Source organism: Streptomyces violaceusniger Tu 4113, assembly GCF_000147815.2.
Lineage (GTDB): Bacteria > Actinomycetota > Actinomycetes > Streptomycetales > Streptomycetaceae > Streptomyces > Streptomyces violaceusniger_A.
Map to the genome: position 1 here is coordinate 9,991,768 of NC_015957.1, position 12,274 is coordinate 10,004,041.

Below are 12,274 nucleotides of genomic sequence, written 5' to 3' on the forward strand. Positions count from 1 at the left end.
GAAATCCGTGCACTCCCGTTCAATCCCCCGCACGGCCCCCGCTTTTCGGCCTAACTTCCTCCTCCAGGTGGCAGTCCGCTTCCCGTCAACTGAGGGTCCCCGCCTCACGGCGGACTGCCACCTGTCCGTCCGCTCCCCACAAGGGTCCAGGATCTGCGGAATTTCCTGGAATGCCCAAGAAAGACAAGGTGAACCGCCGCAGTGGCGTCGCACAGGAAGCCCAAGCAGCGCTCGCTCACCAGCAGCACCGCCCGCGCGGCCGCGCTCCTCGCCCTCACCGGCGCCGCGTCCGCCACCCTCCTCGACGGCACCGGGCACGCCGAGAACCGCCTCACCCCCGCGCAGGTGAAGGCGAAGGTCGATCAGTACCAGCGGCAGGCCGAGGAGGCCACCGAGCGGTACAACGGCGCGAAGGACAAGGCCGACAAGGCCCGCGCGGCGCTGGACGCGCTGCGCGACCAGGCCGCCCGCCGCACCACCCGGCTCAACGCCGCGCGCAACGCCCTCGGCGCCTTCGCCACCGCCCAGTACCGCTCGGGGACGATCGCCCCGGCCCTCCAGCTCGCCCTGTCCTCCTCCCCCGGCCAGTACCTTCAGCGCGCCTCGCTCGCCGAGCGCGCGGGGAACCGCCAGGCCGCCCTGATCGCCTCCGTCGGCCGTCAGGAGCGGAAATTACGCCAGGTCCGCGGCGAGGCGGCCGACCGCCTCGCCGCTCTGCGCGCCTCCCAGACGGCGGCCGCCCACCACAAGCGGACCGTCCAGCAAAGGCTCGCCGCCGCCGATCGCCTCCTCGACCGGCTGACCCTCGAGCAGCGGCAGCGCCTGCTGGCGGCCCAGGACGGCGACAAGGCCGGTGCCGACGGCACCGCCTCCCCCACCGCGGGCCGCGCCGCCCGCGCCGTCTCCTACGCCTACGCGGCCCTCGGCAAGCCGTACGTCTGGGGCGCCACCGGCCCCCACGGCTACGACTGCTCGGGGCTCACACAGGCCGCCTGGCGCGCCGCCGGGGTCGCCCTGCCCCGCACCACCTACACCCAGATCGACGCCGGCCGGCGCGTCACGCGCGACCAACTGGCCCCCGGCGACCTGGTCTTCTTCTACTCCGGCGTCAGCCATGTGGGCCTCTACATCGGTGACGGCCGCATCATCCACGCCCCGCGCCCGGGCGCCCCCGTCCGGGTGGCCTCCGTCGCCGACATGCCCTTCGCGGGAGCGGCCCGCCCGGCGTAGGTGTTTCGGGCCGGTGCAGCCGCCCCCGGCCGGCCCCATGGGGGCGGTGGGTTCCGGGTTCGCCTGAGCGGCGATCTGTCGGCGGGCACCACCGGCTGACGGCGCTCTGTCGGTGGGGCGTCGGTAGCGGCCGTAAGGCTGACATGTGTCCGCGTCAGCCACATTCGGTCGCCGGCCCGCCCTCACCAACACCAGGAGTCCCCATGCCTTCCACCGACTCGTCCGAAGCCCCGAACGAAGCCTCGACTGATGCCTCGACCGCGCCATGGGACGTCCATCGGCTGCCGCGTGCCGACGGTAAGACCTTTCTGGTGACCGGCGGCAACGCGGGGATCGGGTACTTCGTCGCCGAACAGCTCGCCGCTACGGGAGCCACCGTCGTCCTCGGCAGCCGGGACGCGGACAAGGCGGACGCCGCCGCGGCCTCGATCCGCTCCCGGGTCCCCGACGCCCGGGTGCGGCAGATCCGACTGGACCTCGCCGACCTCGCCTCGCTCAAAGCCTCCGCGGAAGCCCTGCGGACGGACCGTCTGGACGCGGTCGTCCACAACGCCGGGGTGAAGTTCGACCAGCCGCCCCGCCGGGAGACCGGGGACGGCCATGAGGCAATGTTCGGGATCAACCACCTCGGGCACTTCGCGCTGACCCACTGGCTGGCACCGCTGCTCGCTGCCGCCCCCGAGGGCCGGGTCGTCACCACGGGCAGCTTCGCGGCCACGTCCGAGCGGCTGGACCTGGACGACCTCGAGAGCAGCCAGGACTACCGGCCGGACCGCACCTATGGACGGTCGAAACTGGCCCAGATGCTCTTCGGTTTCGAACTCGACCGCCGTCTGAGAGCGGCCGGCAACACGGTGCGGAGCGTGGTCACCCACCCCGGTGGCGCGCTCGACTCCCTCACCCCGCCCCGCCCGCCCCTCCACGCCCCCACGACCGGCGAACGGCTGCGCGGGCTGCCCGCCGGAATCCTCGTCCAGGGCAAGGAGGCGGCCGCCTGGAGCGCCGTACGGGCAGTCCTCGACCCGTCCGTCAGCGGCGGCCAACTGTGGGCCCCGAGGATCTTCGGCCTCCGCGGCACCCCCCGCCTCCGGCCCGTCCGAGGTCATCTGGCGGATGCGGAGGTCGCGGCCCGCCTGTGGTCGGCGAGCCGCGACCTGACGGGGGTCGAGCCGGAGTTCGGCCTCGGGTGAGGCCCAGCGGCCACGGCGCGTAGTCCTTGAGTTCCGCGGTCTCGAAACGACCCGCGTCACCGTCAACTGCGCTCAGACCAGGCGGCGGGCCGTCGCCCAGCGGGTCAGCTCATGGCGGTTGGAGAGCTGGAGCTTGCGCAGCACCGCCGAGACATGGCTCTCGACCGTCTTCACCGAGATGAACAGCTGCTTGGCGATCTCCTTGTAGGCGTAACCGCGCGCGATGAGGCGCAGCACCTCGCGCTCGCGCTGGGTGAGCCGGTCCAGGTCCTCGTCCACGGGCGGAGCGTCGGTGGAGGCGAAGGCGTCGAGGACGAAACCGGCCAGGCGCGGCGAGAAGACCGCGTCGCCCTCGGAGACCCGGAAGATCGCGTCGACGAGGTCGGTGCCGGTGATGGTCTTGGTCACATAGCCGCGGGCGCCGCCGCGGATGACCCCGATGACGTCCTCGGCGGCGTCCGAGACGGAGAGCGCGAGGAAACGCACCGGGCGCTCCTGGTCGGCCATCAGCGAGGCGCTGCGGCGCAGCACCTCGACGCCGCCCCCGCCGGGGAGGTGGACGTCGAGCAGCACGACCTCGGGGCGGGTCGCGGTGATCACGGTCACGGCCTGGTCGACGTCGGCGGCCTCGCCGACCACCTCGACGCCGGTCCGGTCCGTCTCCCCGATCTCGGCCTGCACCCCGGTACGGAACATCCGGTGGTCGTCCACGAGCACGACGCGCACGCGGCGCGGCACGGCGGCATCGCCGCCCCCGGCGCCCCCGGCCCCCACCGGACCGGGCGCGGCGGGAACGCCACCGGCCGGGGCCGGTCCCGCCGCGCCCGGGCGGCCCGGGCCGCCTTTGCCGGGGCCTCCCGTGCCGCCTGCCATACCCGCGCCTCCCGTGGCCCCTGCCATGCCCGTGCCGCTCGTGCGGCCCGACGCCCCCGTGCTCGGGCTGCCCGCCGTGCCCGGGCTGCCCGCCGTGCCGCTGGAGGCGGGGGTTCTGCCAGTCGCAGCCATGCCACCGGGCACGGAGGCCCGGCCGGAGCCGCCGGTCGCCCGAGAGCCAGCCGCCGCGGAGGCGCCGCCAGGCACGCGAGAGCGACCCGCCGCAGACCCGCCACCCCCCGTAGGGACACCGCCCGCCACGGGGACGTCAGCCGGGGCCCCCTGAGCCGCCATTGCACGCGGACCGCCGAAGGCCGCGGTGCCGCCGCCGAAGGCCGCGGTGCCGCCGCCGAAGGCCGCGGTGCCGCCGCCGAAGGCCGACAAGCCACCGAAAGCATGGGTGCTGCCCCTGAAGGCCGGGGTGCCACCCGCCGCGAAAGCGCCACCCCCCATGGGGACACCGCCCGCCACGGGAACGTCAGCCGGGGCCGCCTGGGCCGCCGTTGCACGCGGTCCGCCGAGGGCAGGGGTGCCGCCGAAGGCCGGAGTGCCACCCGCCGCAGACCCGCCGCCCGCCGCGAAAGCGCCACCCCCCGTAGGGACACGGCCCGCCACGGGGACGTCAGCCGGGGCCGCCTGAGCCGCCATTGCACGCGGACCGCCGAAGGCCGCGGTGCCGCCGCCGAAGGCCGCGGTGCCGCCGCCGAAGGCCGACAAGCCACCGAAAGCAGGGGTGCTGCCGCCGAAGGCCGGGAGGCCGCCTGGCGCGGCAGGGCCGCTCTCGCCGCCTGGGTTACCGGCCGGCAGGCCATACGCGTCGGTCATGTCGTCGCCGCCCTCTCCATCTCCAGCTCCACTTCCGTGCCCCCGTCCGGCGCTGATCTCAGCCGGGCCGTGCCGCCGTTCCGCTGCATCCGGCCGATGATCGACTCGCGTACGCCCATCCGGTCCTCCGGCACCGCGTCCACGTCGAAACCGGGGCCGCGGTCGCGGACGGAGATGAACACCGTCGCCCCCTCGACCTCGGCGAAGACCTGGACGGCCCCGCCGTCGCCACCGTACTTGGCCGCGTTGACCATCGCCTCGCGCGCCGCCTGTATCTGTGCGCTCAGTCTCTCGTCCAGCGGGCAGTCGCCGACCACCACCACCTCGATCGGGACGCCGTGGTGGTCCTCGACCTCCGCCGCCGTCTTCTTCACCGCCTCCGCGAGGGTGTCCGGCTCCTCGGCCTCGTCCTTGCCCGTGCCCTCCGGCCGGTAGAGCCACGCGCGCAGCTCCCGCTCCTGGGCGCGGGCGAGCCGGGCCACCTCCCGGGGCTCCTCCGCGTTCCGCTGGATCAGGGTGAGGGTGTGCAGCACGGAGTCGTGGACGTGGGCCGCCACCTCCGCCCGCTCCTGCGCGCGGATGCGCATCAGCCGTTCCTCCGAGAGGTCCTGCGTCATCCGCACCACATACGGGCCCACCAGCAGCGCGATGCCGACGAGAACGGCCAGGGCCGCCTGCAGTACGGCCCCCAGGTGCTTGGCCGAACCCTGCAGGACGACGATCCCGGACACCCCGGCGGCCACCAGCACGACCCCCGCGGCGCCACGGGCCAGCGGCAGGACCCGCTTGCTGCGGCTGAGCTCGACCCACTGGGCGCGGCGCGCGTTGTCCGCCTGGCGCCAGAAGAGGGCCACGCCCGCGCCGATGAGGAGGAGCGGCCAGATATAGGTGTTGGCGCGGCCGAGGTGGAAACCCTGGATGAAGATGCCCATGCCGACGCAGAGGGCGACCAGCGCGATGATCTGGCCCCGCTCCGGCCTGCGCGCCAGGATCCGGCGGCGGCCGTCGGGGCCCACGGTGGTGAGCGGGCGGGTGGCCATCGTCTCCACGCCGCCGACGCCGAGCGGGACGATGAACCAGAAGAGCGCGTAGACGAGCGCGCCGAACCCCTCCGCCATGAACAACGCGACGAAGACGATCCGCACCCACAGGACCGGCAGCCCGAGATGCCCCGCGAGCCCTCGCGCCACACCGCCGAGGAGGCGGCCCTCGGCACTGCGGTAGAGCTTGCGCGGGGGTGGCTCGGGGGTCGTAGGGGGCACGGCGGCGGTCATGGCTCGATCGTCACACGTCCGGCCGACAGTGGGTATCAGGGTCGCCCCTGATCGTTCCCCGACCCGGCGCCCGGTCGTGCCCCGACCCCGGCCGCCCGGGGTCCCTCCCCGGGTCCCCGACCCCGGCCGCCCGGGGCCCCTCCCCGCAGCCCCCTCAAGACATCCACATACACCCGATACACCCACACACATCCCCACACACCCACACATGCGCCCGGCCACCGCCCCGCCGGCGCCCTCAGGCTTCCCCCTCAACCCCCGCCCTCAGGCCCCGCCCTCAGGCCCCCGCGCTCAGCCCTCCCCCTCAGTCCTGGCCCTCCTCAGGGGTGGCACGCCGCGACCGGCGGCGGACGGCATAGGTGAGGGCCGAGGTCAGGGCCGCCACGCACAGGCCGCCCAGGAGCGCCGGGAGGACGATCTCCGGGCGGACGTCCCACTCTCCGGCCGCGTCCATCCCGTACGCGGCAGCCACACCCAGGATGACCAGACCGGCCACCAGCTTGCCCGGTTCGAACGCATGGCGGGTCCGGTCGGGGGCCGAGTGACCGAGCGAGTGGTCGAACGAATGACCGAATGAATGGCGCCTCATGATCGCTTCACCTCCACGGTGCCCAGCCCCAGCTCCAGCTTCAGCGAGACCGTCCCTTCGGCCTTGCCGCCGCCCGCCGGGCCCAGGGTGAGCTTGCGCTCCCGGCCCGGCCCGATGTCGACGTTGTTCGTCTTCTCGTCCGGAAGCCAGATGTCGCCGATCCCGACCTCGATGTCCAGCTTCACCCGGGCGTCGCGCGGGACGGTCACGGCCAGCTTGCCCGCGCCCATCTCCACCCGGCTGGAGACGGTGCTGCCCGCTTCCAGGGGCAGGCGGTCCAGCTTCAACTCGGCGACCCCGCCGCCCAGCTCATAGCCGCCGCGCAGGGAGTTCACGGAGGTCGGGGCCCAGGTGCGGCGGGCCCAGTCGGGGGTGACGGAATCGGGGAGGGCCGCCGCGCCCGCCAGCAGCACGCTCGTAAGGAGCGCGAGGAACACCGTGCCGCCGCCGGCGCGGCCCCAGCGGGAGCTGATGACGAGAGCGAGCCCGAAGACGCCCAGCGCGCAGGCGAACCCGATCTCGAGGCTGGTGCCCAGCGGCTGCGAGGACCACCCCGCCCGCGCCCCCACCACGGCGGCGGCGACCGCCACCAGGAAGGCCCAGCCGCCGATGGACGCCCGGTCCCGCACCCGGCGGGCCCGCTCCGCCTTCGCCTCCGCCTTGTCGTACGGGCCGTCGTCCGGCCCCCACAGATAGCCGGTACGCGACCCGGCGCCGGACCCCGAGGCGAAGCCGAGCGGCCCGGTCGTACCGTCCTTGACGATCGGGTCGCGCCACCAGGACGGGGCGGGGCCGCCGCGCGTGGGCGGGGCCTTGGTCTCGGGCGGCGCGTCGGCGACCGCCTGGGCCGTGGCCGGGTCCACCGCGCCCACGCTCACCGCCTGGCGGCGGTGGTGCGACCAGTAGCCCGCACCGGCCGCCGCGAGGGCGAGCATGAACGAGAAGTACATGACGCCGCCGTTGTTGAGCATCGACAGGAACAGCCCACAGCCCACCAGCGCCACCAGCACCGCCGTCAGCCCCGGGCCCTCGACCCGCCCCGAGAGCAGCCTGCGCCCCTCGTTCTCGTCCTCGCCGTGGAACGGGATCAGCAGCCAGCAGAAGCCGTAGACGATCAGGCCGAGGCCGCCCGCTACGCCCAGCACCGACAGCACCACCCGGAAGATCACCGGGTCCAGATCGCAGTAGCGGCCGAGCCCTCCGCACACCCCCGAGATCACCTTATGGTCACGACTGCGCCGCAGTGGCGACTGTGACAGGCGGGAACCGGACGCGGTCTCGGCCTCGTCCGCCACGGTGGGTGCTTCGGTCATGCCTCCATGGTGACAACAGGGCCGTACCCGCGACATCCGGCATGCCCCTAGGTCTTTCCCTGAGATCTCCCCGAGGGTCACGGCGGCTATCGTGTCGCATCGAACGTGTGGGAGGGGACAGCGGTGTCGGACGAAGGCCACCTGATAGCCGGACGTTACCGCCTGGTCGAGAAGATCGGCCGGGGCGGCATGGGCACGGTGTGGCGCGCGGAGGACGAACTGCTGGGCCGCCAGGTGGCGGTCAAGCAGCTCTACGTCTCTCCGCACCTCGCCGAGGACGAGCTGACGACGCTGCACGAACGCACCCGCCGCGAGGCGCGCAGCGCGGCCCGCATCACCCACCCCAATGTGGTCGTGGTCCATGACGTGGTGGACCACTACGGACTGCCGTGCATCGTCATGGAGTACGTGCCCTCCACGACCCTCGCCGACCTGCTGAAGAACGGCCAACGGGTCGCCCCCGACGAGGCCGCCCGCATCGGCCGCGGCATGATCGCCGCCCTGCGCGCCGCGCATGCGGCCGGGGTGCTGCACCGGGACGTCAAGCCCGGCAATGTGCTGCTCGGCCCCGAAGGCCGGGTCGTGCTCACGGACTTCGGCATCGCGATGGCCACCGGCACCTCGACGCTGACCAAGACCGGCGAGGTCGTCGGCTCCATCGACTACATCGCGCCCGAGCGGGTCAGGGGCCGCAAGCCCGGCCCCGCGTCCGACCTCTGGGCGCTGGGGGCGACGCTCTACCAGGCGGTCGAGGGGCGGCCGCCGTTCCGTAAGGCCACGGCGATCGAGACGGGTTACGCGATCGCCGTCGATCCGCTGGACCCGCCCACACAGGCGGGGGCGCTGGGTCCGCTGATCGAGCACCTGCTGGCGAAGGAGCCGGAACTGCGGCCCTCGGCGGAGGAAACCGAACGGGCGCTGCGGCTGCCCGCGGCGGAGGCGGAGACGACATCGCTGTCGACGCCGCCGATCGACGCGACCATGAATCTGTCGACGCGACGGGAGCCCGGCGCGGCCACGGGCGGGACCACGAGCACCACATCCAACGGCTCGCCGAACCCGCCCACGACATCGACCCCGTATTCACACACGGCCCACACACCGAGCACGCCGCACGCGCCGAGCGCACCGAACGCCCAGCACACACCGAGCACTCCGTACCCGTCGGACCCACGGCTTCCGCACCACCCCCCGGGCACGGGGAACACCCCGGGCACCGGGAACATGCCGGGCACCGGGAACATCCCCGGGCAGCAGCACACCCCGCCCACGTCCACGCCGTTCACCGCGTCGACGCCATCCATGACGACACCGACACCGACGCCGGTGCCCCCGCCCGCTCCCGCCCCGGCGCGCAAGAGCCGTAAGGCGGTGCGGACGGCCGTGGCGGCCTCCCTGGCGGTCGTGACCGTGGCGGGCGGCGTCTATCTGTTCGGCCTCGACCACGACAACGGCCAGAAGAAGGACGGAGGGCAGTCCTCCGCCACGGACACGCCGTCGTCCGCCGCGAACAAGCCGTACACCCCGCCGTCCGGCTACCACATCGTCACCGAGAAGAAGTTCGGCTTCTCCCTCCCCATCCCCGACGGCTGGACACGCCAGGAGCAGTCCGACCCCGACGGCAACACGGTCGACCGCACCCAGGAGGTCCGCTACCTCGCCCCCAACGGGCTGGTGGGTCTGCGGATCAACGTCCTGGACTTCGCCTCCGGTGACCAGGTCCAGCACTTCGAGGACCTCGAGGTCGGGTTCAAGGACAAGAAGGCATACCCGATCTACGAGCGGTTGCGGCTGCAGGAGACGAAGTACCAGGGCTTGCCGGCCGCCATCTGGGAGTTCAAGTTCCGCGGCGAGGTCCGGATGTACCGCGCGATCGACCTCGGCTTCGGCAAGGAGGGCGAGAAGGAGTACGCGATCTACCTGAGCGGCCCGGACGCGGACTGGGGCACCTACCGGCCGATCTTCGACGAGGTCCGGGACGGCTTCCGCATCCTGAGCTGACGGGCCGGGGCCCGGGGCCCCGGCCACGCCCTGCGCGAAGCGTCACGCGCCCTATAGGTCCTGCGCAAAGCCTCACGTCCTACGTGAAGAGCTGCGTGCCCTGCCGGCGCCGGCGCCTGGAGATGACGACGTCCAGGGAGAGATACGGCGCCCCCGCCAGCACCAGCGGCAGCCACGCCATCAGATAGGCCAGGTCGTTGCCGTAGTAGTAGGGGTCCGACTGCCAGCTGACCGTGAGCCACAGGCTCAGCGAGATCAGCGCGCCGCCGAAGGCGGCCAGGCGGGAGAGGAGGCCCACCAGGATGCCGAGGCCGACGGCCAGTTCGCCGTAGGCCATGGCGTAGCCGAAGGCGGTGGGGTCCTTGAGGGCCTGGTCGACCATCCACGGCAGGGCCGAGGTGTCGCGCACCTGACGCATCAGCTCGCCGATCGAGCCGGTGCCCGAGTCGGACAGGAAGGCCGAGTCGGTGAGTTTGTCGATCCCGGCGTAGACGAAGGTGACGCCGAGGAAGATCCGCAGTGGCAGCAGCGCGTAACGGGCGGCCGTGGCCCGAACTCCCACGGGCTGCTGCCCGCCTATGCCGTTCACGCTGCTCACCCCGTGCACGCTGCCGCCGCTGCCCGCCGTTCCCGAACCGGCCATACGATCCGCGTGTCTCATGCCGCCCGCCTCTCCCGTCGCGCCGCTATTTCGTTGCGCGTTCGACAAAACCATACGGAGCGGCAGGCCGGAACGACTCAGTCCATAACATCGATGGGATAGGGGTTGGTCTCCGCGCCCGAGGCCGTCACAACCTGGACATCCACCCGGCCCGGCTCCACGTCCACCGGGACCGGCACCGTGAGCGCGGTGTCCGTCGGGCTGCTGAAGCCTCCGGCGACCGGGACCAGCGGCACATGGACGTGCACCGTGCCGATGCGGACGACCAACTTGGCCAGCCGGTCCGGGTCCTGGGCGCCGGGCGGGACGAAGCCGCTGCCGCGGATCTCGATGTCGTCACCGGTGCGGATCGGGGCGTCGCGGTCGATGGCGCCCTCCTCGGGGCGGACCCGTACGACGGACAGCACGGCCGGCCGGCCGCCCTCCGCGTACTTCCCGGTCAGGTACATCACCACCGATACGACCGCCAGCAGCGCCAGGCCCCACGGCACATCGGGCAGCCGCCACGGCTCGCGGCCCAGGCGGACGGCGGTGAAGGCGAGGGCCGCGGTGTGGACGACGACGTACTGCACATCGGCGAAGCTGCCGCGGCCCGCGTCGTCGGTCAGCAGATCGGCGGCGCGCGGGCGCACGGCCCGCACCTTCTGCAGGCGCTGCTCCCGCACCCGGGCCGCCACCACGAGCCGCGCCAGCACCGCGGTCACACACGTCAACGCGGCGACCGTAAGGAGCCCGGCGGCATGGTCCAGGGCCAGCCCGTCGGTCAGCCGCTGCCGGTCGCCGGGGTCCACGGCCAGTTCGACGCCGAGCACCAGCACCGCGAAGACCGCGATCAGCAGCCAGGCGGCGGCGACGGCGCGGGAGGTGGAGAGGCGGTTGTCCTCGCCGACGAGCGGGGCGAGCGGGCCGCCGTCCGCGCGGTGCAGCCGGGCGGTGAGGGTCAGCAGCGCGGCGGTGACCACGGCGGCGGTGAGCCCGGCCGTCCGGGCGACTGTCCAGCCCGCGCCGATGGCGGTGGCCAACTGGCCGATCAGCAGCACCCCGACCGCGCCCCACACCACGAACACGGTGCGCCGCCACACCCGGTGCCGCCATGCCGAGGTCTCGGCGCGGCCGCTGTCGGCGACCGAGCGGGCCGCCTGGGACAGCTCGTCCGAGACCCACTGCCGGGACGCCCCCGCCGAGTGGACGAGAGCCGCTGGAAGGCCCTCTCCGGCCGCGAAACGCTCCCGCAGGGCCACGAACGCGGCCACGGCCCGCCGATGGCCCTCACGGGCCCCCTGAGAGCATTCACAGCCCGTGTGGCCGTGGGGATGCCCATGGGGGTGCTGTCCTTCTGCCGTCGTGGCGTTCTCCGCCGTCTCCACCGCCACGCGGGTCGCTCCGTCGTTCACTCGTTCCGTACGGGACCGCGGGTTCGCGCGGCACCGCTCAACTGACAGCTATTGAGAGGGGATTGTGCCGCACCGCGGAGGGTGTCAGCTCAGCAGGTCCGGCTCATCGCGGGTGATCTGCAGATACAGGGGTTGATAGTTGATCCAGGCCACAAGATCGTTTCCTAGCTGCTCGCGCGTCCGCATCGCGTCGCCGTAGTCGATGGGCACCGGCTTGCCCGACGCCTTCGCGGTGAGCTGCACCTGGGCGGCCCGCTCCATCGTGATGAACCACCACGCGGCCGCGTCGACCGAGTCCCCGACCGTCAGCAGACCGCGATTGCGCAGGATGAGGGCCTTGTACCCGCCGAGCGCGGCGGCGATCGCGCGCCCCTCGTCCTCGTCCACGACGACGCCCGTGGTGCCCCCGTAGACCGCGTGGTCCTCGAAGAACGCGCAGACCTCCTGGGTGATCGGCTCCAGCGGCTCGCCGAGCGCGGCCAGCGCGCGGCCGTGCACGGAGCGGCTGTGCGCGACGGCCACGACGTCCGGCCGCGCCTGATGCACGGAAGAGTGAACGACAAAGGCCGCCTGGTTGACGTGGGAGCGCCCCTCCACCACCTGGCCCGCCTGATTGACGAGGAGCAGATCGCTCCCGGTGATATGGCCGAAGGGCATGCCGAAAGGGTTCACCCAGTAGCAGTCGGTGAATTCCGGGTCCCGCACGGTGATGTGCCCCGCGACCCCCTCCTCGTACCCGAACCGCCCGAACAGGCGCAGCGCCGCCGCCAGCCGCTCCTTGCGATAGCGGCGCTCGTCATGGGGCGAGGCGTGCTGCGGGGGCATGGTGAACCGCAGCTTGTCGGTCGGTATCGGGGTGGGGGTCTGCGGCTGGTCCGTCATCGGCAGCTCCGCTCCTCGGGGGTGCTGAAGCGGAAGCTACCT

The 12,274-nt window shown here is 73.1% G+C and carries 10 protein-coding genes; 3 read left to right on the forward strand and 7 right to left on the reverse strand.

What is annotated here, in order from left to right; all coding sequences use genetic code 11:
- Positions 1–201: 201 nt before the first annotated feature.
- Together STRVI_RS40850 and STRVI_RS40855 are read left to right on the forward strand one after the other, a co-directional pair.
- On the forward strand, positions 202–1,230 hold the full coding sequence (locus STRVI_RS40850; RefSeq protein ID WP_014061426.1) for a C40 family peptidase: 1,029 nt from the start codon (positions 202–204) through the stop codon (positions 1,228–1,230).
- Positions 1,231–1,433: 203 nt separating this feature from the next.
- On the forward strand, positions 1,434–2,420 hold the full coding sequence (locus tag STRVI_RS40855; protein WP_014061427.1) for an SDR family NAD(P)-dependent oxidoreductase: 987 nt from the start codon (positions 1,434–1,436) through the stop codon (positions 2,418–2,420).
- Positions 2,421–2,492: 72 nt separating this feature from the next.
- Here the strand turns inward: STRVI_RS40855 and STRVI_RS40860 are convergent, their stop codons facing one another.
- From STRVI_RS40860 to STRVI_RS40875, 4 genes are all read right to left on the reverse strand, one after another.
- Positions 2,493–3,293 (reverse strand): LuxR C-terminal-related transcriptional regulator, encoded by an 801-nt coding sequence (locus STRVI_RS40860; RefSeq protein ID WP_014061428.1) that lies wholly within the window; start codon positions 3,291–3,293, stop codon positions 2,493–2,495.
- A gap of 821 nt (positions 3,294–4,114) precedes the next feature.
- Entirely contained in the window at positions 4,115–5,392 is a 1,278-nt protein-coding gene (locus STRVI_RS40865) for an ATP-binding protein (protein WP_014061429.1), read from the reverse strand.
- A 304-nt stretch (positions 5,393–5,696) separates the two neighbouring features.
- The gene (locus STRVI_RS40870) at positions 5,697–5,981 is read right to left on the reverse strand and encodes a hypothetical protein (RefSeq protein ID WP_014061430.1); all 285 of its coding nucleotides are present in this window, start codon (positions 5,979–5,981) and stop codon (positions 5,697–5,699) included.
- Entirely contained in the window at positions 5,978–7,294 is a 1,317-nt protein-coding gene (locus tag STRVI_RS40875) for a PspC domain-containing protein (protein ID WP_043237368.1), read from the reverse strand. The genes STRVI_RS40870 and STRVI_RS40875 overlap by 4 nt, the downstream gene beginning before the upstream one ends.
- A 123-nt stretch (positions 7,295–7,417) precedes the next feature.
- On the opposite strand from STRVI_RS40875, the gene STRVI_RS40880 reads away from it, so the two are divergent.
- Positions 7,418–9,295: a serine/threonine-protein kinase gene (locus STRVI_RS40880; protein ID WP_014061432.1), complete on the forward strand. Its 1,878-nt coding sequence runs from the start codon at positions 7,418–7,420 to the stop codon at positions 9,293–9,295.
- A gap of 79 nt (positions 9,296–9,374) precedes the next feature.
- Here the strand turns inward: STRVI_RS40880 and STRVI_RS40885 are convergent, their stop codons facing one another.
- From STRVI_RS40885 to STRVI_RS40895, 3 genes are all read right to left on the reverse strand, one after another.
- The gene (locus tag STRVI_RS40885; RefSeq protein ID WP_014061433.1) at positions 9,375–9,956 is read right to left on the reverse strand and encodes a DoxX family protein; all 582 of its coding nucleotides are present in this window, start codon (positions 9,954–9,956) and stop codon (positions 9,375–9,377) included.
- A 77-nt stretch (positions 9,957–10,033) separates the two neighbouring features.
- Positions 10,034–11,329: a hypothetical protein gene (locus STRVI_RS40890; protein ID WP_014061434.1), complete on the reverse strand. Its 1,296-nt coding sequence runs from the start codon at positions 11,327–11,329 to the stop codon at positions 10,034–10,036.
- A 105-nt stretch (positions 11,330–11,434) separates the two neighbouring features.
- Complete coding sequence (locus STRVI_RS40895) at positions 11,435–12,232, reverse strand: class II aldolase/adducin family protein (protein ID WP_014061435.1); 798 nt, start codon at positions 12,230–12,232, stop codon at positions 11,435–11,437.
- Positions 12,233–12,274: the final 42 nt, after the last annotated feature.

What these genes read in the sequence shown, in the direction of transcription:
- STRVI_RS40855 (WP_014061427.1), top strand. Translation starts at nt 1,434, where the DNA reads ATGCCTTCCACCGACTCGTCCGAAGCCCCGAACGAAGCCTCGACTGAT.
- STRVI_RS40860 (WP_014061428.1), bottom strand. Translation starts at nt 3,293, where the DNA reads ATGGCAGGCGGCACGGGAGGCCCCGGCAAAGGCGGCCCGGGCCGCCCG.
- STRVI_RS40865 (WP_014061429.1), bottom strand. Translation starts at nt 5,392, where the DNA reads ATGACCGCCGCCGTGCCCCCTACGACCCCCGAGCCACCCCCGCGCAAG.
- STRVI_RS40870 (WP_014061430.1), bottom strand. Translation starts at nt 5,981, where the DNA reads ATGAGGCGCCATTCATTCGGTCATTCGTTCGACCACTCGCTCGGTCAC.
- STRVI_RS40875 (WP_043237368.1), bottom strand. Translation starts at nt 7,294, where the DNA reads ATGACCGAAGCACCCACCGTGGCGGACGAGGCCGAGACCGCGTCCGGT.
- STRVI_RS40885 (WP_014061433.1), bottom strand. Translation starts at nt 9,956, where the DNA reads ATGAGACACGCGGATCGTATGGCCGGTTCGGGAACGGCGGGCAGCGGC.
- STRVI_RS40895 (WP_014061435.1), bottom strand. Translation starts at nt 12,232, where the DNA reads ATGACGGACCAGCCGCAGACCCCCACCCCGATACCGACCGACAAGCTG.